This window comes from Pontibacter sp. GD13, from assembly GCF_058216355.1.
Window position 1 is genome coordinate 68634 of sequence record NZ_JBYZMQ010000001.1, and the last position, 21863, is coordinate 90496.

The window sequence follows — 21863 nt, forward strand, 5'->3', positions numbered from 1 at the left end:
GAGGACATTATATTTCGGTGTCCTTTGCAAGTTCCGAACAAAGCGGTTTAACCGTAAATCTCCTTTCTGGCCGCTTTCAGGGTGTTGCGCATGAGCATGGCAATGGTAAGCGGACCTACGCCCCCCGGCACCGGGGTAATGTAACTACATTTGGGTGCCACGGCCTCAAAGTCAACATCGCCGCGCAGCCTGTACCCGGACTTGCGTGTATCGTCGGGTACCCTGGTCGTGCCCACATCGATCACCACGGCGCCCCTTTTCACCATCTCCGGACCTATAAGGCCGGGTTTTCCAACAGCTGTGATGATGATGTCAGCCTGGCGCGTGTAATAACCCAGGTCTACGGTGTTGCGGTGGCAAAGCGTTACGGTGCAGTTTCCGGGGTAAGCAGCTTTTGCCATCAAAATGCTCATCGGGGAGCCGACTATGTTGCTTCTCCCGATAACCACGCAATGTCTGCCGTCAGTTTCTATCTCGTAGCGTTTCAGCAACTGCAGTATACCTGCTGGCGTGGCTGGCAAGTAGGCTGGTAAACCGGCCACCATGCGCCCGACATTGGTCGGATGGAAACCATCCACATCCTTGCGCGGGTCTATGGCCTCCAGCACCTTCTCCGTGTCTATGTGCTTTGGCAAGGGCAGCTGCACGATAAAGCCATCTATGCTCTCATCTTCGTTCAGTTCCTTGATCTTTTGCAGCAGCTCTACCTCCGTAATCGAGTCTTCGTAGCGGATAAGCGTTGATCCGAACCCGATGCGCTCACAGGCCAGCACCTTGTTGTTCACGTAGGTTACGGAACCGCCGTCGTTGCCAATCAGCACGGCAGCCAAATGGGGCACCTTATCACCATTGGCTTTCATCTTCGTTACTTCTTCCGCTATCTCCAGCTGGATAGTTTCTGATGTTTTTTTACCGTCGAGCAGAGTCATATTTTAATGTATAGGTATGATTTAAGCGTTCGTACATTGTAACATAAGCAGCATCGATCAGGTCTTTGTCGTCTAGCTGCAGGAGCGTTTTATAATAGGCACATTGCTGGTGTACCCGGGCTGCGCCAAGCGTTCCGTCTACATCCAAGGCTTCAATTTCGACAAATCCGCCAAGGCCTTCCACCTGGTCCAGGTGGAATTTAACGTTCCCGATAAAGTATATTTTTCGCAGTTTCCTCACTTCCGCTACAATCGTGAGTCCGCCACAAAACTTATTTACCGTGTCCTTATCCGGATTTTCCAGATACAGCAACACTTCTGTTTGTTTCTTATCAGCCACATCTTTGCGGTGGTAATGGATCAGCACGTGCTCTATGTTTCCCTGCCGCAACTTCAACTTACCATATGCTACCTCATAGTAGGTATCCGTCTGCCTGTCTAACCCTTTATAGTCGGCGTTATGCAGTTCCAGTATACGTTCTATGGCTGCATGATCGGCGCAACGTGCTTTAATGGTACTATCGGTGTACAACTTTACAGAATCCGGCATGCTTGTAAAACAACAAGCCCCGAAGCGCGGAGGCACGTCGGGGCTTGTTTATATGTTAGTCAAGTTTAAGCACGGCCAAGAAGGCCTCTTGCGGAATTTCCACATTGCCAACCTGGCGCATGCGTTTCTTTCCTTTTTTCTGTTTCTCCAGCAATTTGCGCTTTCGCGAGATATCACCGCCGTAACATTTGGCCAGCACGTTCTTGCGCATAGCTTTCACCGTTTCTCTGGAGATGATCTTTTGCCCGATGGCAGCCTGGATAGCAATCTCGAACATCTGGCGCGGCAATAACTCACGCAGTTTTTCGCAAAGGCGCTTGCCCCAGTCGTAGGCTTTGTCGCGGTGCACAATGGCGCTCAGCGCATCCACCTTCTCCCCGTTCAGCATGATGTCCAGCTTTACCATGTTGGCCTGTCGGAAACCGATCAGCTCATAATCCAGGGAGGCATAGCCACGGGAGATCGTTTTCAGCTTGTCGAAGAAGTCGAACACGATCTCGGCCAGAGGCATCTCGAAGGTAAGCTCCACCCTGTCGCTGGTCAGGTAGGTCTGGTTTTTCAGGATGCCGCGCTTGTCCATGCAGAGCGTGATGATAGGGCCTACATAGTCAGACTTAGAGATGATCTGCGCCTTGATGAAGGGCTCTTCGATATGGCTGATAAAGCTCGGGTCCGGCATTTCGGACGGGGCATTTACTTTTAGCAGGTTGTTTTTTGTATCGTAGGCATGGAACTGCACCGACGGCACAGTAGTGATCACGGTCATGTCGAACTCACGCTCCAGGCGCTCCTGCACAATTTCCATGTGCAGCATGCCTAAAAACCCGCAACGGAATCCGAAACCAAGGGCGGCAGAAGTTTCCGGTTCCCACACCAACGAGGCGTCGTTAAGCTGCAGCTTTTCCATGGCGCCGCGGAGCTCCTCATACTCGCTGGTTTCAACCGGGTAAATACCGGCAAATACCATCGGCTTCACGTCTTCAAATCCCTGGATGCCTTTTCCCGGACGATCCACGTGCGTGATGGTATCCCCTACTTTAACCTCTTTAGCGTTTTTAATTCCAGAGATCAGGTAGCCCACGTTGCCGGCCCCCATTTCCTTTCTGGATTCCTGGTTCAGCTTCAGCACCCCGATCTCATCGGCTTCATAGGTCTTTCCGGTGTTAATGAATTTCACCTTCTCCCCTTTTTTAAGCGTGCCGTTGAAAATACGGAAGTATACCTCAATGCCCCGGTACGAGTTAAAAACAGAATCGAAGATCAAGGCCTGCAAAGGTGCCTCAGGGTCTCCTTGCGGAGCCGGGATCCTGTCGCAGATCGCGTTCAGGATCTCTTCTATGCCAATACCGGCTTTTCCGGAGGCAAGCACGATGTCCTCTTTGTCGCAGCCAATCAGTTCTATCACCTGATCCGACACCTCCTCTGGCATGGCATGAGGCAAGTCGATCTTGTTCAGCACTGGGATGATCTCCAGGTCGTTGCCAATGGCCAGGTACAGGTTAGAAATAGTCTGCGCCTCAATTCCCTGGGAGGAGTCCACGATCAGGAGCGCGCCCTCACAGGCTGCTATAGAACGGGAAACCTCATAAGAGAAATCCACGTGGCCGGGCGTGTCAATGAGGTTAAGTACATAATCCTCGCCTTTGTAATGGTAGTTCATCTGGATGGCGTGGCTCTTGATGGTGATGCCGCGCTCCCGCTCCAGATCCATGTTATCCAATAGCTGGTGTTGCATTTCTCGCTCCGCAACTGTTTGCGTAAACTCAAGCAGACGGTCGGCCAGGGTACTTTTTCCGTGGTCGATGTGGGCGATGATGCAGAAATTACGAATGTTCTTCATATAATATCAATACGAGAACAAAGTTAAGAATAAAGTGGCTCTCTTACTGCTTTCGCGTCGAAAATCATTTTTAAACAGGCTTTGGCCTTTTAAATTCATCCTATAAGTACACCTTCTGATTGCTTCTGCAAGAGCGATTAAATGGTAAACCTACCTGTACGGTACCTTTCGCTCAAAAAATTACCCTAAGGTTCAAAAATAGTTTTATGGGGCCATTTAACGGTACACTACTCCCGCTGTCTCTGTAAAAACTGATCTTAAATGCCTATATTCGCATCAAATTAGGAAAAAACTTGTTACCTACTCATGCAAGCAACAACTGTAGAACCCTATAAGCCTGTCAACCATATTCGTATCGTTACGGCTGCCTCCCTTTTTGATGGGCATGATGCTGCCATCAACATCATGCGGCGTATCATTCAGGCCTCGGGAGCCGAAGTAATCCACCTGGGCCACAACCGATCGGTACAGGAAATCGTGGACTGCGCCATTCAGGAGGATGCCCAGGCCATTGCGATTACCTCGTACCAGGGGGGCCACATGGAGTATTTTAAGTACATGTTTGACCTGTTGCAGGAGCGTGGCAGCAGCCATATCCGCCTGTTTGGCGGCGGCGGCGGTGTGATTCTCCCCTCTGAGATTGAGGAGTTGCAGGGTTACGGCATTTCGCGCATTTACTCTCCCGACGATGGCCGCGCCATGGGTTTGCAGGGTATGATCAACGACATGTTGCAAAAATGCGACTTCCCAACAGGCCAGAACCTGAACGGGGAGGTAGCCCAGCTAAAGGACAAAAACCCGAAAGCGATTGCCCGCCTGATCTCTGCTGCTGAGAACTTCCCTGAGGAAGCGCGCAGCATTCTGAATGAGGTAAAAGAGCAGGCAAAAACCATCAACACGCCCGTATTAGGAATCACAGGCACGGGTGGTGCCGGTAAATCTTCGCTGGTAGATGAACTCGTGCGACGTTTCCTGATGGATTTCGTTGACAAAAAGATTGCCATAATATCCGTCGATCCTTCGAAGCGCAAAACCGGTGGGGCTTTGCTGGGTGACCGGATCCGCATGAATTCCATCTCAAACGACCGGGTGTACATGCGCTCGCTGGCCACGCGCCAGAGCAACCTGGCCCTGAGCAAGTATGTGCAGGATGCCGTGGATATTGTGAAAGCTGCCAATTTCGACCTGATCATTTTGGAGACTTCAGGCATAGGCCAGTCCGATACCGAGATCATCGAGCATTCGGATGCCAGCCTGTACGTAATGACCCCTGAGTATGGCGCTGCCACGCAGCTGGAGAAGATTGATATGCTGGACTTCGCCGATGTGATCGCCCTAAACAAGTTCGACAAGCGCGGTGCCCTGGATGCCCTGCGCGACGTGAAGAAGCAGTACAAGCGCAACCACCAGCTCTGGGACGTGCAGGACGAGGAGATACCGGTTTTCGGCACCATTGCCTCGCAGTTTAACGACCCGGGCATGAACCAGCTGTACCGCGCCCTGATGGCCAAGATAGCTGAGAAAACGGGGGTAGCATTCGACTCTAACCTGCCTACCTCCAAAGAGATGTCGGAGAAAGTGTTCATCATCCCGCCCGCTCGTACGCGCTACCTTTCCGAGATTTCAGAAACCATCCGCAGCTACGACAAATGGAGCAAGGACCAGGCAGAGGTGGCCCAGCGGCTGTATGGCATCAGGAAATCCATTGAGGCCGTGCAAAGTATAGAAGTAGAAGACAAAGACCGTCTGGTGAAGCAGTTGGAGCAGGCCTATGCCGAAGTGGAGCTGAACCTGGACGGGCAGAACAAGAAGATACTGGAGAACTGGAAAGAGAAGGTGCAGGCTTATAAAAATGAGTTCTACATCTTTAAAGTACGCGACAAGGAGATCAAAATAAAAACACACACCGAATCGCTCTCTCATCTGCAGATTCCGAAAGTGGCCACACCGCGCTACGAGGCGTGGGGCGACCTTTTGAAATGGAACCTCCAGGAGAACGTGCCCGGGGAATTCCCTTACACCGCGGGTGTGTTCCCGTTCAAGCGCGAAGGCGAAGACCCTACTCGCATGTTCGCCGGTGAAGGCGGACCGGAGCGCACAAACCGGCGTTTCCATTACGTAAGCCTCGGGATGCCGGCCAAACGCCTGTCCACGGCCTTCGACTCGGTTACGCTTTACGGCGAGGACCCGGATTACCGGCCCGACATTTACGGGAAGATCGGTAACTCGGGCGTAAGCATCTGCTGCCTCGACGACGCCAAAAAGCTTTATTCCGGCTTTAACCTGGCGGACCCCATGACCTCTGTGTCCATGACCATCAACGGGCCGGCCGCTATTCTGACCGGTTTCTTTATGAACGCCGCCATTGACCAGCAGTGCGAACTATACATAAAAGAACAAGGACTGGAGGAGGAGATCGAGCAGAAAATCGCCGCCATCTATCAGGAAAATGGCGCTGAGCGTCCGGCCTACCAGGGCAGTCTGCCGGAAGGCAACGATGGCCTGGGACTGATGCTGCTGGGTGTAACCGGCGACCAGGTGTTACCAACCGAAGTTTATGAGCCGATAAAAACGCGTACGCTGGCGGCTGTTCGTGGCACCGTGCAGGCCGATATCCTGAAAGAGGACCAGGCACAGAACACCTGCATCTTCTCAACGGAGTTCTCCCTGCGCTTAATGGGCGATGTGCAGCAGTACTTTATCGACAAGAGCATTCGTAATTTCTACTCCGTATCCATTTCGGGCTACCACATTGCCGAGGCCGGGGCCAACCCCATCTCGCAGCTGGCCTTTACGCTGGCCAATGGCTTCACCTTTGTGGAGTACTACGTAAGCCGCGGCATGGACATCAACAAGTTTGCGCCAAACCTGAGTTTCTTCTTCTCCAACGGCATCGATCCGGAGTATGCGGTGATCGGACGTGTGGCGCGTAAGATATGGGCCAAAGCCATGAAAATGAAGTATGGCGCAGATGCCCGCTCGCAGATGCTGAAGTACCATATTCAGACTTCCGGCCGTTCGCTGCACGCGCAGGAGATCGACTTCAACGACATCCGCACCACACTACAGGCGCTCTACGCGATCTACGACAACTGTAACTCGCTGCACACCAACGCTTACGATGAGGCCATCACTACCCCGACGGAGGCCTCGGTGCGCCGTGCCATGGCCATTCAGCTGATCATTAACCGTGAGTTGGGACTGGCCAAAAACGAGAACCCGCTGCAAGGCTCCTTTATTATAGAAGAACTGACCGACCTGGTAGAAGAGGCAGTGTTAACGGAGTTTGACCGCATAACAGAGCGCGGTGGTGTGCTGGGTGCCATGGAAACCATGTACCAGCGCGGCAAGATTCAGGAAGAGAGTTTATACTACGAGACCCTGAAGCATACCGGCGAGTATCCAATAATCGGCGTGAACACCTTCCTTTCTTCCACTGGCTCTCCCACTGTGTTGCCCACTGAAGTCATCCGGGCGACAGAGGAAGAAAAAGTATATCAAATCAACATGGTACATCAGTTACAGGAACGGAACACAGACAAGGCTGGGGAACTGTTAAAGCGCTTGCAGCAAGTGGCCATTCACAACGGCAACATTTTCGAGGAACTGATGGACACAGTAAAGTTCTGTTCGCTTGGCCAGATTACCAATGCCCTGTTTGAGGTGGGTGGCCAGTACAGACGAAACATGTAAGTTATTGATATTTAGATTTTAGCACTTAAATAAGGGGAACCAGCGAGTTGGCGGTTTCCCTTTTTTTAATTTCAGTAGATTCACCTGTTGTGGTATGAACGATTAGGCAACCGAGGCGTATAAACCTATTTAATAATGAAGTGAAAAGCTTATGAAACGACCACGTAACACTCCACTGTTAGTGATCTTAGGAACTGTGCTTTTATGCGCAACCGCTGCCAGCCTGTTCGTATACAACAGCTTCGACAAGGGAGAATTTGAGATCGATACGCACGACGAACACAACGAGGATTACCTGTAAAAGAAAGAATATTTAAGCGGTGTTTTGACCGCGCAGGTATTTGCTTTTTAGGGGTAGTAGGCAAAAGCCTATGACCCCTTACTTATACTATCATGCTTTATCTATGCTAATTTTCCGGTTTTGAAAGATTTTGGTTAGCTACAGCTTAATACCCACCTGGCCGTTTCTGTCGTGTTGATTTCATCATACAAACCTATAACCTGGTGCCCGTTTTTGGCTTCAAAACCAGATTAATTACGGCATTTTAGCTCAAATTGCGTAATTTTGTAATTGAATAAGCGCATTGGCGTATTTTTTACAGCACAATTACGTGCATAAACACATGTTATGAATTTAGAAGAGAAGATCAGTTACATCATTGGCCGCGATATGGCAACCAATCTTGCGAAGCAAGGAATTGAAGTAAAAGCAGACCCATTTCTGGTAGGTTTAAAAGAGGTACAGGAAGGCAAACCTTCCTCCCTTTCGCAGGAGGAAGTACAGCAGGCAATGATGGCGCTGCAGCAGGAAATGACCCAGAAACAGGGTGCTGTCGGCCATGTAAACCAACAGGCCGGAGAGGAGTTTCTGGCAACGAACAAAACCAAAGAAGGTGTTAAAACGCTGCAAAGCGGACTCCAGTACCAGGTAATAGAAGAAGGAAACGGCAAGTCGCCATCGGCTACCGACAAGGTTACGGTTCACTACAGAGGAACCCTGATCGATGGCACTGTGTTCGACTCATCTTTTGACCGTGGGCAACCAGCCAGCTTTCCGGTAAATGGGGTAATTGCCGGATGGACCGAAGCCCTGCAACTGATGCAGGAAGGCTCAAAATGGAGACTTTATATCCCAGCAAATCTGGCGTATGGCCCCCAGGGTGCCGGCGATATCATAGGTCCTAATTCTACGCTTATATTTGATGTAGAACTGATCTCAGTAGACTAAAAACCTGCTTCCTGAACGTATAGATCTTAACAGGAAAACTGTACTAAAAAGTCCCGTTGCATGTAAGCGCAAGGGGACTTTTTGTTGATAATTAAACTTATGCCCGCTCACTAACCCTGGCGGTATCTTCCAGCCATCTCCTGCCCTCTTCCTGGTACATAAAATGGTTGATAATCAGCAGATTCCCATCCTGAATCAATTCATCCCCATTCAGATGATGCACTAAACTGGAGTAGGAATGAACAGGAAGTATCAGGGCCACAAAAATATCGCAGCGTAGCCTACTCAAGGCTTTGGAAAATATATTCCTAAATACCCATCGCTGGTCCGCACTACGGATTTGTTCGCGCTCACGCAGGTCTATTAGCCACTTTCCAGGCTTAAAATCAATTATTAAATCCATGATAGCTTCATACCCTTCCCGCAATTCTTGTGGATTAATTACCCCTTGCCATTTAACTTCTAGTGTTTTAGTGTCGGGTTCGTATGTAGCGTGCAGTTTATCGGCTAGGTAAACTTCTCTTAGATTAAAATCAGAAAGGTGGAAGGCGCCAGACGCATTAAAATTGAGTCTCACCATAAATTACTTAAAATACTTATTCCAAAAAAAACTAGATAATCCCCAAGATACATGCGACATAAGGAGTGCAGCGCATAACTTTATCTGTGGCCAAAGATGCGGTTAAAATTGTTAATAAACAAGATTAATTAAAATATAAACAATTTAAAAACAGAAATAAGGGCATCTTTGAATAGTAAACGGCATGAAAATCATTTTATTTTAAACATTATCCGGAATATATATCGTATTTTTAACATACCTAAACAAAACCTATCAGGAACCGTTCTTAAACCATTAACTCACTCCAAAAAAACAAACATGTATGGGAAATAGCCAGAATGAAGGCCAGAAATTCTTAGACAGTGTACACGAGTATTTTGACCATGCTGCTAAATTCTCTCGCCTCGATCCAGGTATTCTTGCACAGATCAAAGCCTGTAACAGCGTCTATAAAGTATCTTTCCCGGTTGAAGTAGACGGAAAAATAGAGGTATTTGAAGGCATCCGGGTACAGCACAGCCATCACAAGCTTCCTTCTAAAGGCGGTATTCGGTATAGTATGCAAGTGGACGAGAATGAAGTGAAAGCCCTTGCCTCCCTCATGACTTTTAAATGCGCCGTGGTCGATGTACCTTTTGGAGGAGCAAAGGGGGGGGTAAAGATCAATCCACGCACGACTTCTGTTAAAACCCTGGAGAAGGTTACCCGACGCTATGCGGCCGAACTTATTAAAAAGAACTTAATAGGCCCGGGCATTGATGTACCTGCCCCGGATTACGGCACAGGAAGCAGAGAAATGGCCTGGATTGCTGACACCTATCAAGCCTTTCAGTATGGCGAGATTAGTGCGCTGGGTTGTGTTACGGGCAAGCCCGTAGGGCAAGGTGGTATAAGAGGTCGAGCAGAAGCAACCGGCTTGGGCATTTATTTTGGCATCAGAGAAGCGCTGCTTGACACAGACCTGCTAAAAAACAGCGGCCTGAAAGGTACGACCATGGAAGGTAAACGCATTATCGTGCAAGGTCTTGGAAACGTTGGCTTTCATGCTGCTTTATTTTGCCAGAAAGATGGGGCGATTATCACTGGAATTGCAGAACGCGAAGGTGGTATATTCAATGAAGAAGGCATAGATGTGCAGGAGGCATTTAAACACCGCAGCGAAACAGGTTCGATCTTAAACTTCCAGAACTGCAAGAACATTGAAAAATCCACTGACCTGTTAGCCTACGATTGCGATATATTGTTGCCGGCAGCTCTGGAAAATCAGATAAATGAAAAGAACGCGGGCAGCATCAAAGCAAAAATTATTGCAGAGGGTGCAAATGGCCCTGTAACAAGGGAGGCTGAAGTTGTACTGCTCAAAAACAACATCATCATCCTACCCGATCTGTACCTGAATGCCGGCGGGGTAACCGTGTCCTACTTTGAATGGCTGAAGAACCTTTCGCATGTACGTTTCGGGCGTATGGGTAAACGCGCTGAAGAAGCCAGTTACCGCCGTTTAGTAAATGCCATCGAGTCATCGTCTGGAAAAACTATGACGGCCAACGAGCGCGCTTTGCTTACCAAGGGCTCAGATGAGATAAGCCTTGTTCGTTCTGGTCTGGAAGACACCATGATCAATGCCTACCACGAGATACGGGATGTGATGATCGAAAAGAACATACCGGACCTGCGCACAGCAGCTTTTTTAACAGCCATTGAGAAGATCGGGGTCAGTTACGAATCATTGGGTATATTTCCATAAACGAAACTATACTTTCCAAGCAATAGGGTCAGGGTGCGATTGGAGACAATCAGGCATTCTGACCTTCTTTGCGTTGGGGAACTTATGGTATTTGATTGATTTTAGCTTAATGGAAAGCTTTGCTTCATATATAAAATGAAAGCCCAAGCAGCACAAAGCCTTTTCTATCGAGGTTTGACATACTAATTTTTTAAGCTTTTACGTATTTAAAGTATTTTAGCATTTAAAGACTTCGCAATACATGGGAACCAACCACCTGATTTTGCCTACGTTCATCATCAGTAGCAGCCTGATAGTCTGTATGGGGTTGTTTGTGATGTTTATGAGGTACAGAGACCAGGCAAACCAGACAATAAACGTAACCGGTTCAGCTAAACGTGACATCTCTTCAGATCTGGGTATTTTACGCGGTAATCTACAAGCCTCCGGGCTGAGTGCTGAAGCCGCCTATCAGGGCTTGCTAAAACAGCGCCCCGTAGTACTCGCTTATTTAAAAGGGAAGGGCTTCTTGGAGCAGGATACTGAATTATCCACTATTTCGCTGAACCCTATATACGAACTCAATAACCAGGGCTTTACCACAAACCGGGTAATTGAATACAGAGCCTTCCAGATGATCGAGGTTAAATCCAGGGACGTGGCAAAAATTAAAGCCGTATCGCTTGATATAACCTCCCTTGTAAACCAAGGGATAGATTTTTCAATTAATCCTCCAGAGTATTATTACACTAAACTTGCCGACTTGAAAATAGACATTCAGGCTGATGCGGCAAAAGACGCCCTTGATCGTGCAAGAAAAATAGCCGAGGCAACCGGGAGCGACCTTGGTCCAATAACCAGCGCCAGAATGGGCGTACTACAGATCACCCCCGTCAACTCGAACCTGGTTTCAGATTACGGCATCAACGATGTATCGTCTATTAACAAGGAGATCACGGCCGTCGTAAATGCTTCCTTTCGGTTAGACTAGCACGTTACCCGTTTATTTGTGAAACAAAAAGGGCTGTGAAGTATAAATTTCACAGCCCTTTTTAATTATCAGGAATTAAGTTTAAACGTTGCTTAACGCCAACCACTTCTTAAATATCTCCTGTTGCTGTTCCGTGGGGTTCTGTACGCGCTCAAAGCGGTAGCGAACGCTGTCGTCCTGCAGCATGGGCACTTCCAACTTTACTATTTTTCCGTCGCGTGCCACCAGTACTTCCAGCTTTTCACCTATCTTTCTATCATTCACCAAGCGGTTAATGTCTTCGCCCACACGATAACCATCCACAGCGATAATCTCATCGTTAACGTTTAATCCAGCATCGTAGGCACTGCTACCGCGGTTTACAGAACGTACCACCAGCTTGCCATCCGATACGCTCGTAGAAGCCCCCCAACTTGTAGACTTTCTGCCTTGGTTTACGTCTACTAAACGCAGGCCAGCCGCATCGAAATAAGTATTGTAGTCAGGGGTATGAGTGCCATTTACATAATCCCTGAAAAAAGCATCCAGGTTACGTCCGGATATTTTCTCTAAGGCGCTTTTAAACTCGTTTGTCGTGAATCCCCTTTTCAGCTCTTTATAATAGCGATTATACATGTAGCGCATCACATCATCCAGACTCTTCTGACCATTGGTAGCTTCCATCACCTCCATGTTAAGCATGTGCCCCAGCACGCCGCCTTTGGTATAATAGGATACTTCTGCATTGTTGGAATTCTCACTGCGCCTGTAGTACTTGATCCAGGCATCGAAACTTGATTCAGCCACAGCCTGAACTTTGTTACCCGGCGTGTTCTCCACCGCGTTCACGCTACCGGCTACCACATCCAGATAACGTTCCGGTGTGGTAAAACCGGCGCGTCGCACCACCAGGTCGTCGTAATAGCTGGTGATCCCTTCCGATACCCACAACAGATCGGTGTAGTTTTCCTGGTTGTAATCAAACGGCCCCAGGGGCAATGGGCGCAGGCGCTTTACATTCCAAAGGTGAAAATACTCATGGGCTACAAGACTTAGAAACCCTGTGTAACCGGCGTCTGTGCCATAGTTCCAGCGCGAGGTTTGCAGCGTAGTGGAATTGAGGTGCTCCAGTCCGCCCCCTCCACGGCTCAGATTGTGCACGATAAACACATAGCGTTCTACCGGCAGCTCACCCATTACCGCTACTTCCTGCTCAATAACCTTGGTCATATCCGCCATCAACTGCTTGGGCTCATAATTGCCTTCTCCATACATGGCAATTTCGTGAGGAACACCCGCTGCCGTAAATTTGTACACCTCGTGGGTACCAATCTCTAAAGGGGAGTCAGCCAGGATGTCGTAATTAGGGAAGGTGTACGAAAACTGTCCTGTGCTATTCAGACCGGTAGACACCTGGCTCCAGTTTCCGTAAGGCTTCACTTGCAACGTACCGCTGATGTTCTGATAACCTTCTGGGTACATAAAAACACTGGTTCCGTTCACATAGCCATGCGATGCATCCAGAAAACTGGTACGCACGCTAAGTTCATACGCATACACTTTGTAGCGAACACGCACCACATCAGCTTGTTTGGAGTAAACGCGCCAGGTGTTTTTGTCAATCTTTTCCGACTTCAGCGGCTGCCCGCTTTCACCGGTTGCCTTAAAGTCCTCAATATTTTTGGCAAATTCGCGAACCAGGTACGAACCCGGGGCCCATACTGGCAACGTGAAATCCACATACTTTTTCTTCACTCCCGAGAGTTGGGCTTCTACTTCAAAATAGTGCGTATGTGGCGCTGGCATAGAAAGGGCATACCGCAATTCCGCCGCAAATGACGCTGATAAATTCCCAAAAAAAAGAAAAAGGATTAATATGAAGAAAGGGCTTCGTATTTTTTGTTTGAACATGCTTGTAGTTTAGTTGTAAATGAATGCTTTGGCATTTTACAACAAAAACCGTGCTTTTCAAAATCCCAAGTTTGCTCAAGCAGCTTAAATGGCATTTATGACGCTGCTTTTACCCAGTTCGCTTTTAACCATTCTGCCGCTTCATCTTTCTGACAAAATGTATTGATGATGATAAAGGAATTGTAACTTTTAAGCCCAAACTTACCAGCTTCAAGTAGCAATGCGTGATAACACTTCTTCGATAAAACTATAGCGATAAAGTTTGATTTGCCCAGACGCATCATAATTTGTGGAAACAAATGGGTCTGCAGCCAAATATCCTCCGCCTCGCTGAGCGACCCGATCTCTCTGAAATCAAGCAACCACTGCTTTACCTGATGCTGTTCCGCAAACTGCAGGGCTTTTTCCAGACTGGCTTTAAAATCCTCAGATACTAATTTGTCTGAACAATGCAGTAACAGCCACTTCTTTACAACGTCAAATTCAATCTCCAGAGAGTCTGCACTATACACTTTCATCGCATACCCCGTCACCATTCTTGCTGTTAAAATATTAGCTAACTACCTTGTTAAGGTAATAATTATGCATAATCGTTTCTATTTCTTAAATTATCAAGTAAACGTATTTATAGGAAGGGTAAACCGCCTTTTTGTGGAAGTAAACTTTTTTGTAGCTTTTTAGTGTTTACCTTTAAGCAAGGCGTTTATATGGTCGCTGGTATATCCTCCCTATAAACGCTACAAATTGGCATGGTATTTCCATAGTAATAGATGAACTCAAGCGCACTATCTATGAAAAAACAAATTATATTAATGTCCTCTCCCTTGCTCCTTTTAGTGATTTTAGTCTGGACAGGTTTTCTACCTGTAGTGCAAGCCAACAAATATCCCGCTATCCCTGTGCGAACAGTAAGCGATAAACAGGATAGAGTTGTACCCAAAGGGGCCTATGAAGTAAACACGTCATTTAGAGAGAGTTCCGCTTCCGGAAAAAATCAACAGGATCTGATCGCCTATGCAAAAACGTTCATGGGCACGCCTTACGTGTATGCCGGCATGAGTCCCGAGGGTTTTGACTGTTCTGGTTTTATAACATTCGTGTTCAAAAACTTCGGAACGACGCTTCCGCACTCTTCAGCGATGCAAGCAGAGGAAGGCGCCTGGGTAAGCCGAGAGCAGGCTAATGTTGGTGACTTGGTTATTTTTACCGGCACTAATCCGGCTATACGGGAACCGGGCCATGTTGGCATCGTAATTTCTTCCCCTGGAGATACCATAGAGTTTGTGCACTCCTCGTCGAATGGAGGCGTTAAAGTCAGCAAGGTGGAGGGAACGCGGTACGACACCCGGTTTTTAGAAATCCGGCGCGTTTTGTAGAAAGGATTTTCTTCCTTATTAGCTCACGGAAAAAGGAAGAAGTGTAACACTTCTTCCTTTTTCCGTACATAAAGCCATAAAAGCTTTTTAAAACGTTTCATTACTTTCGCTATGCGACATCCTTACGTTATAAATACGATTAATGCCCTCATCCTTATAATAGCCGGTTTGATTGCTTATTTTTCAGATGCAACGACCACGCACACTGCTCTGCTAATACCTGCATTCGGTGTTTTGCTTTTAGCAGCCTCCTATCATCTAAAAAAACACAATCGGTTTGTAACACACACGGTTATGGCTTTAACCATACTTGCAGGCATCCTTATCATTTTGCCCCTTAACCCTGATCGTTTTGAATGGAAACAACAGCATATCCTGATGCTGTTAATGGGGATAAGCTGCTTTGTGTCGGCAGCTTTTTTTGTGGGAAGTTTTCTGCGGGAAAGGCGTATTAAGGATAACTCAATTTACAAAGACGACTTGTAAAGGTTACCGAATCAGTCGTTCTACGCAGCAAATCAGTTCTTACAAAATCATAAAAAGAAACACCTGATGCAGCCCGTCAAGGTACATCAGGTGTTTCAGGAATCCCTCAATTTCAGAGTAAGCGGCGAGCTGGGTTTCAGCTTCACCATCCTATAAAGAACCCGAGGTAATGTCGCTATCCGCGCAAGCAGTAGCTACACTGCTTACTAAGCCTGTCCACCTTTTGAGTGAACTTTATTACCTGGGCTTACTAAGACGACCGATGGATTAGACATAGCACCTCCTTTCTCTTTAATACAACATAAACTCCTGCATTCCTTAAGAATGTGTTTAAAAAGGAGCTGCAGCACTCGCTACCGTACTTTAAAGATAAATTAACGCTTAAAAGTTCACAAGGTTTGAGCCCTTTTTCCGAGTTTTAAAAAATTTTCATGGGCAATTAATTCAGAATATTACAACTTAAGCCTACCTGGCATAGAGGCAGTACTAGCTTTACCCCTTGGCATGTCCTGCATATGACCCATGAAAGACGTCCTGTACTCACTGGTGTACGGGTTTCACGAGGGACAGAAACTGGAAATTAAAATTTTGTTTTAATTGAATTTTTTTATTTAAATTACGTTGCACATTGCAACTAATCTGACATAAAATGAAAAAGAACCTTTTAACCCTTGCCTTGCTCATGCTCTTCGCCACATGTGCGTGGGCCCAAAAGTTGTCACCTCTTGGGGTATGGACGAATGAAGATGGGAAGGCTAAATTTGAGATTTACAAATGCGGCGATAAACTGTGCGGCAAGATTGTCTCGCTTCGTGAACCGAACCGCAATGGTAAGCCTAAGATGGATGACAACAACCCGAACAAAGGCGCGCGCACCCGTCCGCTACTGGGGCTGGAGTTTTTAAAAGGCTTTGAGTATGACGGAGACAACAAATGGGATGAAGGCACTATCTATGATCCTGAAAGTGGCAAAACCTATTCTTGTTACATTAAAATGCTGGGTAAAGATAAGATGGAGGTTAAAGGGTATATTGGTATTTCATTAATTGGACGCGCCCAAACCTGGAACCGCGTGGATGGAACGGCCTCAACCAATTAAGGGGGATCTACTTTGATAAAGAAAGGGCGGCATAATTGCCGCCCTTTCTTTTAATCAACCCTTTACAAGTTATATAACCCAGAAATACCTTAAAAGGTTGTGTGAGTTTTTAAAACACCTGCTGAATAGTATATATTTTGCCCCTGAACTCAAACGTGTCTCCTGCTCTTTTTCCAGCCATCGCCTTGTAAATAGGGGACATGCAGGAGATCGCGAAAAATGTTTCGCCCTCAACTTTTAACTCTCCCAGGCTTACGCCGATAAAATAATGCTGTAACCCAGTATGCACAACCGCTCCAAACCCCACCTCGCTGTTTAATTTTGTAGCGTTTATCCGCCTTAACAAACCCATGGTGGTCATGAGCTCATCCAACTGCCTTGCAAACATGTCGCGCTGAATCTGGCAGTTTTCCCTGAAAGACTCGAACTTGTCCTCCATGGCACCCTGATGTTCGTTAGCACTGCGCTGAGCCTCGTCCATCGCCTCCCTGGCCGCGTTTATCTGCCCTGTCAGAACCTGAATGCTTCCCTGAAGCAAGCGTTTTTTAGTTTCTAGCTCTTGTGCTAATATTTCCATAGTAGTTTGTTCCCTTTAATTATAAGTCTGGCTAAGTGTTCCCGCTACTAGTGTTGGCCCCAACAACATGTAGAGCTTCCGCTGATTTCAACCTGAAATCTAAAACAAAGCTGCATTATTTCTTATGAAAGCTATATGCAAGCAAAAACTATTTAGATTAAAACATGTTTTAGAGTAAATTAATAAATGTCATTTAACGATTTTTTTTCCCATTTGTTAGGGTTGGGCAAGGGTTTTACAACTTGCAAGAAACTTCACCGCAACGCAGCCTACCAGTCTGCTTTTCGGGCATGGATTACGGACAGGAAATACATGAATTGGACCGGACCATTTTTTAAGGCCTACCATTATCAGAAGGCGCAATTAAGAAGTGACTTAAGGGTGCAGCTAATTGCGGAAGAGCACCGCCAAGGTGTTGTTTTCTTTTACGATCCTTCTATTGGAGCAAATAATTTCAGTTTTTTATTTGATCTGTTGCAACAGCGTGTGTGCTCTCTTGGTTATAAGCTACGAAGTTCAGACCAACAGGAAGTACGGCACATCCGCTACCTGGAGCAAGTGGAGCGCTATTTTTTGTTACCTCCCGCCTCCGACCTGCCAGGCAGCCATCTTTGCAATCAAATGTTTGGCAACATCATTATCGAGTTCATCCTAATAAACAAGCGCCCGGGGTATATCCGGTTTACTGCAAATTCGTATGCGGATGTATACTTTAGCACCCCACAGCCTTTTCCAGAGCTACTAGAAAAGGTTTTGCAGCCTAATGAGAGGCCTTGCGAAAGCGGCTTGGCATAAAATTTTCTTTTTTTAATAATTTGAAGGCTTTTTTTTATCTCATTCCTTTTAGATATATTTAAGGAGCAGCTGACTTTGCACTTTAAGTTTTGTTTTATGGGACTACGTGTACTTCTTTTATCCCTTGCCCTTCTGTTCTGTATGAAATCCTTTGCCACGCACATAGTTGGCGGAGAATTTGAGCTGCAACACCAAGCTAACTTTAACTACAAGTTATCCTTAAATTTATATTTCGATGATATTAACGGTAGTCCCGGTGCACTAGATCAAACAATAACTGTTAACTTTTTTGAGAAGGCGAGCAACAGACTCATCATGACGCAACAGATGTTTCTGCGCACCCGAACTCCAGTCAATTACACTAACATTGAATGTACGATTGGGAGTTTGAAAACCAGCAAGATCGTGTATTACGAGACCATCTTCCTAAATCCGGCTATTTTTAATAGTCCGCAGGGGTATTATGTAACCTGGGAGAGGTGCTGTAGAAACCGCACCATCAACAACATTGTCAGGCCCGAGGACGCAGCACAGACGTTCTACATGGAGTTTCCTCCCGTGGTTAAAAACGGCAGCGCTTTTCGGAACTCTTCCCCTATCCTGTTCCCTCCTTTAAGTGATTATGCCTGTGTTAACGAACTCTTTTATTTTGAGTTTAACGGCACTGACCCCGATGGCGACTCCATTGTGTATGACATGGTAACACCGCTAAATGGATATACAACCCCTGATATGCCCGTATATGCCGGTACGCCAAGACCCGCCCCCTATCCGCCCGTCAGTTGGTTGCCAGGTTACGGCCCAAACATGCAGGTACAGGGAAACCCTGCCATAAATATTGACAGAAACACCGGCCAGCTGACCATGAGACCGACCTCAAAAGGTTTGTATGTGTTCGGGATAAGGGCTCAGGAGTTCAGAGCTGGAGTAAAGATAGGGGAAGTGCGCCGCGACTTTCAGGTGCTGGTGCTTGACTGCCCAAGAAACGCATCGCCTGCCGTGGCGGCCAGACCCAAGGGGAAAAAATCATTTTATAAAAAAGGTGAGGTGTTGCGCATTGCCTCTACCGATAACCGTTGCATCGATGTTTTCTTTACTGACCCCGACAGATCTGAGTTTGTTGCCCTACGTGCCCGTCCTGTAAATTTCTCGAGCCAGGATTATACTTTGCAAGGCGTAACAAGCGGCATGATCAACCAAGGCGCCTCCACTGACTCACTAAAAGCCACCCTGTGTTTCAAAGAATGTTTTGATACCGAAGGAAAAGTTTACTTACTGGATCTGATTGTGAAAGATGACGGTTGCAGCCTTCCCCGCCAGGACACCTTACGCCTGAGCTTCATCGTGGAACCGATTCCGGATGCGCCGCCTACCGTTAACCTCTCTACGCCTCAAAGGATTTTTAATGTGAGGAACGGGGACGTACTTTCATTTGATGCATTGGGTTTTGACACAGATAACGACAATGTTACTATAACGGCGGAAGGGCAGAATTTCTTGCTTAGCTCACAACAGATCACGTTCCAACCTAAAACTGCACCCGGTCAGGTTAGCTCCCCCTTTCGCTGGGATATTAACTGCAGCACGTTGCAACAAGACAGTTATAAAATTGATTTTATCGTCAGCACAGTGGTTTGCAACAAAACCGTACGGCGAACCGAGACGATTGAGGTTCGGCCTGATAACACCAATAACATTCCTACTTTGACCACCGACAAGCAGGCGCGTGTGTTTGATTTGGTTGTCGGGGAGCTTTTTGAGGCAAAGCTATTTGGCAGCGATTTAGATTTGAACACGCTTGCGTTACAGGCCTCTGGCAGAGGCTTCAGCCTGGCAGACCTGGGCATGACCTTTACCAGCACAGGGGGCCCGGGCAATGCCGAGGGCTTGTTCCGCTGGGTTGCTACCTGTCAGGGGCCGCAGTCCCAAAACCTGCGCGTTATTTTTAACCTCAAGGAAACGGCCTGCAATCCCTCTCCGGACCAAGTGCTGGAATTTGAGTTCCGGATTACGGCCCCGAATACACCGCCATCGCTCACCACCGACAAACCGGCCCTTGTTTTTGACCTGGCGCTGGGGGAAGCCTTTGAGGCTAACTTTTTCGGGAAAGATATAGATCTGAATCAGCTTAGCCTTACCGCTACAGGCAATGGCAGCAGCCTGGAAGATTTGGGCATGATGTTTACCAGTCAGGGCGGCAAGGGCACTGCCACGGGTAAGCTGGTATGGCAGGCAAACTGCCTGGCAGCAGAAAAAGGAGTGGTGCGCGTAACGGTCAGCCTGAATGAACAGGCCTGCTCCCCAGCACCGGACGAACAGCTTATAATGGAATTCCGTGTGAAAGCACCCGCTCTGGCCGATTTTGTGCCAGCTAACATCTTTACCCCTAACGGCGACGGCCTAAATGACTATTTTGAAATACCTGCCCTTCCCGAAAACTTCTGCACAGCGCAGTTCGCTAGTATTAAGATTTATAACCGTTGGGGCAAAGAGGTTTTTATAAGTCAGTCAAACAGGTTCCGTTGGGATGGAAAGGGCGTGAACGATGGGGTATATTTTTACGTGATCGATTTTGGCACCACCACATTCAAAGGAGCGGTTACGTTGGTGCGCTAAGGGGCCGAAAACTCGGCTCAGGCCATAAACAGGAAAACCAGATATAACCCCAGCCACAGAAAATCCATAAAGTTCCAATAGCTTCTAAGCATCGAAAGTTGCAGGTGGCGAAAAGGGTCACGGATAAAGATCAGGCTCCGCACGCCATCCGCGGCAACGTGTGCAGTTTTAAAGAAAAGGAAAGAAAGGAAGATAAGCCCACCCAGCAAATGCAGGATGTGTAAGGCTGAAATCAGGTATAAATACGTACCGGATGCTTTGCCCGTAAAGTATACCCCCGATCTCGACATCTCGTTCCACCCGATCAATTGCGCTCCTACAAACAAAATGCCCAGACACAAGGTAATGCCCAGGAAGCGGGTCATCTTCTTAAGCTTGTCCCGGCGGTAAATACCCGGCACCTTACTGATCGTGTAACTGCTGAAAAGTAGCAGCAAGGTACTTACACTAAAGAACTTAGGCAACTCAAAACTGTCGTTGTAAAAACCGCCCGTTCGGGCAAAGGCAATGATCAGTATAAAAAATAAAATACCTATGCCAATCATACTCAGGTAGAGCAGCATCCTGATCGGATGCATACGCTCAATCTTTCTGAAGGCTGAGAGCTGTTTCGAGTCTATTTTATTTTTTTTGTCAGAATCCATGCGGGTCCTCCATCTGCTATAACGGTAGCGATGGAAATTAATTTTCCTTACTCCTGTGTTACTCCTTTATACCGTTCGTGTCGGTGTATAGTTTTATAATTGAATCAAATTAATTCCCACGAAAAAGTCCCCCATCCGTCGCTGCCACTGCATGCAGAGGTTAGGAAGCCTTCCTTCATAACATGAGATGCACAAGCAAGGGGTAAAAACAAATCATTTTACCTTTCTCGACAGAAATTCGTAGATGTATATACTTTATCCCACTATATAATGAGAAAATCTATACGCGTTAATTTAATACTGTTACTTTTATTTACCTTTATTGTCGGCCAGCCGGTTCTTGCGCAATCAAATGCTGCTTTTTCAAGCGACAACAGGGTTTTCGTGCGTTTTGACGGTATCACCAAGCCGTACAGCTTCACATCCGATCAATTATTAGTCAGGTATAATAAAACGACTCAGAAGCTTGAATGCGTCCTAAACGTGGCCACACTCTATCCTGCCAATGATTCTGTCCCGCCCTCAATGGCATACGATGTGTTGTTCGGAGCCAAGTACCCTGACCTGGTCATCACTATTGATGCCCCCTTCGATAAAATGTACTCGACTGACTTAAACTCGGAGATACTCCAGAAAAAATCTACTGTAACCTTACAGGGCACCTCTAATCAAACCATTTTGCCCTTAGCCATCACGCCTGAAAGCAGAGCGTTTATCTTCAGCACAAGTTTCGACCTGATGCTGGATAACTTTGAGGCAAGCCTACCCCTAAAGTACATTCCACTTCTTACGGGTCGGGTAGTGATTACGATCAGTAATGCGCGCTGGATAAATTTTGACACGCGGTAAGCAAGCAGCAGA

Annotated in this window: 19 protein-coding genes; 11 read left to right on the top strand and 8 right to left on the bottom strand. The window is 47.2% G+C overall.

Annotation, left to right across the window (positions count from 1 at the left end; genetic code table 11):
• Nucleotides 1-47: 47 nt before the first annotated feature.
• The 3 genes from AC4BAN_RS00315 to lepA are packed head-to-tail and all read right to left on the bottom strand — an operon-like array spanning nucleotide 48 to nucleotide 3319.
• Entirely contained in the window at nucleotides 48-929 is an 882-nt protein-coding gene (locus tag AC4BAN_RS00315; RefSeq protein WP_490562361.1) for a bifunctional 5,10-methylenetetrahydrofolate dehydrogenase/5,10-methenyltetrahydrofolate cyclohydrolase, read from the bottom strand.
• Nucleotides 910-1479, bottom strand: a complete 570-nt coding sequence (locus AC4BAN_RS00320) for a class IV adenylate cyclase (protein ID WP_490562362.1) — start codon at nucleotides 1477-1479, stop codon at nucleotides 910-912. The genes AC4BAN_RS00315 and AC4BAN_RS00320 overlap by 20 nt, the downstream gene beginning before the upstream one ends.
• Before the next feature lie 55 nt (nucleotides 1480-1534).
• Nucleotides 1535-3319, bottom strand: coding sequence for a translation elongation factor 4 (gene lepA, locus AC4BAN_RS00325; protein ID WP_490562363.1), 1785 nt, complete (start codon nucleotides 3317-3319; stop codon nucleotides 1535-1537).
• Between the two features lie 306 nt (nucleotides 3320-3625).
• Between lepA and AC4BAN_RS00330 the strand changes: the two genes are divergently transcribed.
• From AC4BAN_RS00330 to bamJ, 3 genes are all read left to right on the top strand, one after another.
• On the top strand, nucleotides 3626-7012 hold the full coding sequence (locus AC4BAN_RS00330; RefSeq protein ID WP_490562364.1) for a methylmalonyl-CoA mutase family protein: 3387 nt from the start codon (nucleotides 3626-3628) through the stop codon (nucleotides 7010-7012).
• Between the two features lie 151 nt (nucleotides 7013-7163).
• Nucleotides 7164-7313 (top strand): hypothetical protein, encoded by a 150-nt coding sequence (locus AC4BAN_RS00335; protein ID WP_490562365.1) that lies wholly within the window; start codon nucleotides 7164-7166, stop codon nucleotides 7311-7313.
• Nucleotides 7314-7640: 327 nt separating this feature from the next.
• Entirely contained in the window at nucleotides 7641-8240 is a 600-nt protein-coding gene (gene bamJ, locus AC4BAN_RS00340) for a BamJ family beta-barrel-assembly machinery protein (protein ID WP_490562366.1), read from the top strand.
• A gap of 97 nt (nucleotides 8241-8337) precedes the next feature.
• Here bamJ and AC4BAN_RS00345 read toward each other — a convergent pair whose 3' ends face one another.
• Nucleotides 8338-8820, bottom strand: coding sequence for a hypothetical protein (locus tag AC4BAN_RS00345; protein WP_490562367.1), 483 nt, complete (start codon nucleotides 8818-8820; stop codon nucleotides 8338-8340).
• A gap of 304 nt (nucleotides 8821-9124) precedes the next feature.
• Here AC4BAN_RS00345 and AC4BAN_RS00350 point away from each other — a divergent pair, with 304 nt between their 5' ends.
• Both AC4BAN_RS00350 and AC4BAN_RS00355 read left to right on the top strand, forming a co-directional pair.
• Entirely contained in the window at nucleotides 9125-10549 is a 1425-nt protein-coding gene (locus AC4BAN_RS00350; protein ID WP_490562368.1) for a Glu/Leu/Phe/Val family dehydrogenase, read from the top strand.
• A 241-nt stretch (nucleotides 10550-10790) separates the two neighbouring features.
• Complete coding sequence (locus AC4BAN_RS00355; RefSeq protein WP_490562369.1) at nucleotides 10791-11519, top strand: SIMPL domain-containing protein; 729 nt, start codon at nucleotides 10791-10793, stop codon at nucleotides 11517-11519.
• 81 nt (nucleotides 11520-11600) lie between these two features.
• Here AC4BAN_RS00355 and AC4BAN_RS00360 read toward each other — a convergent pair whose 3' ends face one another.
• Nucleotides 11601-13409: a M61 family metallopeptidase gene (locus tag AC4BAN_RS00360; RefSeq protein WP_490562370.1), complete on the bottom strand. Its 1809-nt coding sequence runs from the start codon at nucleotides 13407-13409 to the stop codon at nucleotides 11601-11603.
• A gap of 95 nt (nucleotides 13410-13504) precedes the next feature.
• Entirely contained in the window at nucleotides 13505-13927 is a 423-nt protein-coding gene (locus AC4BAN_RS00365) for a hypothetical protein (RefSeq protein ID WP_490562371.1), read from the bottom strand.
• Nucleotides 13928-14200: 273 nt separating this feature from the next.
• Between AC4BAN_RS00365 and AC4BAN_RS00370 the strand changes: the two genes are divergently transcribed.
• The 3 genes from AC4BAN_RS00370 to AC4BAN_RS00380 all read left to right on the top strand — a co-directional run bounded on the left by AC4BAN_RS00370 (nucleotide 14201) and on the right by AC4BAN_RS00380 (nucleotide 16370).
• Nucleotides 14201-14785, top strand: coding sequence for a C40 family peptidase (locus tag AC4BAN_RS00370; RefSeq protein ID WP_490562372.1), 585 nt, complete (start codon nucleotides 14201-14203; stop codon nucleotides 14783-14785).
• Nucleotides 14786-15079: 294 nt separating this feature from the next.
• Nucleotides 15080-15271, top strand: a complete 192-nt coding sequence (locus AC4BAN_RS00375; RefSeq protein ID WP_490562373.1) for a hypothetical protein — start codon at nucleotides 15080-15082, stop codon at nucleotides 15269-15271.
• 649 nt (nucleotides 15272-15920) lie between these two features.
• The gene (locus tag AC4BAN_RS00380) at nucleotides 15921-16370 is read left to right on the top strand and encodes a DUF2147 domain-containing protein (protein ID WP_490562374.1); all 450 of its coding nucleotides are present in this window, start codon (nucleotides 15921-15923) and stop codon (nucleotides 16368-16370) included.
• A 109-nt stretch (nucleotides 16371-16479) separates the two neighbouring features.
• On the opposite strand, the gene AC4BAN_RS00385 is transcribed toward AC4BAN_RS00380, so the two are convergent.
• The gene (locus AC4BAN_RS00385; protein WP_490562375.1) at nucleotides 16480-16947 is read right to left on the bottom strand and encodes a hypothetical protein; all 468 of its coding nucleotides are present in this window, start codon (nucleotides 16945-16947) and stop codon (nucleotides 16480-16482) included.
• Nucleotides 16948-17259: 312 nt separating this feature from the next.
• Here AC4BAN_RS00385 and AC4BAN_RS00390 point away from each other — a divergent pair, with 312 nt between their 5' ends.
• Complete coding sequence (locus AC4BAN_RS00390; protein ID WP_490562376.1) at nucleotides 17260-17742, top strand: hypothetical protein; 483 nt, start codon at nucleotides 17260-17262, stop codon at nucleotides 17740-17742.
• A 315-nt stretch (nucleotides 17743-18057) separates the two neighbouring features.
• Entirely contained in the window at nucleotides 18058-20358 is a 2301-nt protein-coding gene (locus tag AC4BAN_RS00395) for a T9SS type B sorting domain-containing protein (protein ID WP_490562377.1), read from the top strand.
• A gap of 17 nt (nucleotides 20359-20375) precedes the next feature.
• Here the strand turns inward: AC4BAN_RS00395 and AC4BAN_RS00400 are convergent, their stop codons facing one another.
• Complete coding sequence (locus AC4BAN_RS00400) at nucleotides 20376-21002, bottom strand: cytochrome c oxidase subunit 3 (protein ID WP_490562378.1); 627 nt, start codon at nucleotides 21000-21002, stop codon at nucleotides 20376-20378.
• 483 nt (nucleotides 21003-21485) lie between these two features.
• Here AC4BAN_RS00400 and AC4BAN_RS00405 point away from each other — a divergent pair, with 483 nt between their 5' ends.
• A complete protein-coding gene (locus tag AC4BAN_RS00405; RefSeq protein ID WP_490562379.1) occupies nucleotides 21486-21851 on the top strand; it encodes a hypothetical protein in 366 nt (121 codons plus the stop codon).
• Nucleotides 21852-21863 lie beyond the last annotated feature (12 nt).

Excerpts from the sequence above, each read along its gene's own strand:
- AC4BAN_RS00385 (WP_490562375.1), bottom strand. The coding sequence starts at position 16,947 with ATGGAAATATTAGCACAAGAGCTAGAAACTAAAAAACGCTTGCTTCAG.
- AC4BAN_RS00360 (WP_490562370.1), bottom strand. The coding sequence starts at position 13,409 with ATGTTCAAACAAAAAATACGAAGCCCTTTCTTCATATTAATCCTTTTT.
- AC4BAN_RS00390 (WP_490562376.1), top strand. The coding sequence starts at position 17,260 with ATGAATTGGACCGGACCATTTTTTAAGGCCTACCATTATCAGAAGGCG.
- AC4BAN_RS00370 (WP_490562372.1), top strand. The coding sequence starts at position 14,201 with ATGAAAAAACAAATTATATTAATGTCCTCTCCCTTGCTCCTTTTAGTG.
- AC4BAN_RS00355 (WP_490562369.1), top strand. The coding sequence starts at position 10,791 with ATGGGAACCAACCACCTGATTTTGCCTACGTTCATCATCAGTAGCAGC.
- AC4BAN_RS00375 (WP_490562373.1), top strand. The coding sequence starts at position 15,080 with ATGGCTTTAACCATACTTGCAGGCATCCTTATCATTTTGCCCCTTAAC.
- AC4BAN_RS00350 (WP_490562368.1), top strand. The coding sequence starts at position 9,125 with ATGGGAAATAGCCAGAATGAAGGCCAGAAATTCTTAGACAGTGTACAC.
- AC4BAN_RS00380 (WP_490562374.1), top strand. The coding sequence starts at position 15,921 with ATGAAAAAGAACCTTTTAACCCTTGCCTTGCTCATGCTCTTCGCCACA.
- AC4BAN_RS00365 (WP_490562371.1), bottom strand. The coding sequence starts at position 13,927 with ATGAAAGTGTATAGTGCAGACTCTCTGGAGATTGAATTTGACGTTGTA.
- lepA (WP_490562363.1), bottom strand. The coding sequence starts at position 3,319 with ATGAAGAACATTCGTAATTTCTGCATCATCGCCCACATCGACCACGGA.
- bamJ (WP_490562366.1), top strand. The coding sequence starts at position 7,641 with ATGAATTTAGAAGAGAAGATCAGTTACATCATTGGCCGCGATATGGCA.
- AC4BAN_RS00335 (WP_490562365.1), top strand. The coding sequence starts at position 7,164 with ATGAAACGACCACGTAACACTCCACTGTTAGTGATCTTAGGAACTGTG.
- AC4BAN_RS00395 (WP_490562377.1), top strand. The coding sequence starts at position 18,058 with ATGACGCAACAGATGTTTCTGCGCACCCGAACTCCAGTCAATTACACT.
- AC4BAN_RS00330 (WP_490562364.1), top strand. The coding sequence starts at position 3,626 with ATGCAAGCAACAACTGTAGAACCCTATAAGCCTGTCAACCATATTCGT.
- AC4BAN_RS00320 (WP_490562362.1), bottom strand. The coding sequence starts at position 1,479 with ATGCCGGATTCTGTAAAGTTGTACACCGATAGTACCATTAAAGCACGT.
- AC4BAN_RS00345 (WP_490562367.1), bottom strand. The coding sequence starts at position 8,820 with ATGGTGAGACTCAATTTTAATGCGTCTGGCGCCTTCCACCTTTCTGAT.
- AC4BAN_RS00400 (WP_490562378.1), bottom strand. The coding sequence starts at position 21,002 with ATGGATTCTGACAAAAAAAATAAAATAGACTCGAAACAGCTCTCAGCC.
- AC4BAN_RS00315 (WP_490562361.1), bottom strand. The coding sequence starts at position 929 with ATGACTCTGCTCGACGGTAAAAAAACATCAGAAACTATCCAGCTGGAG.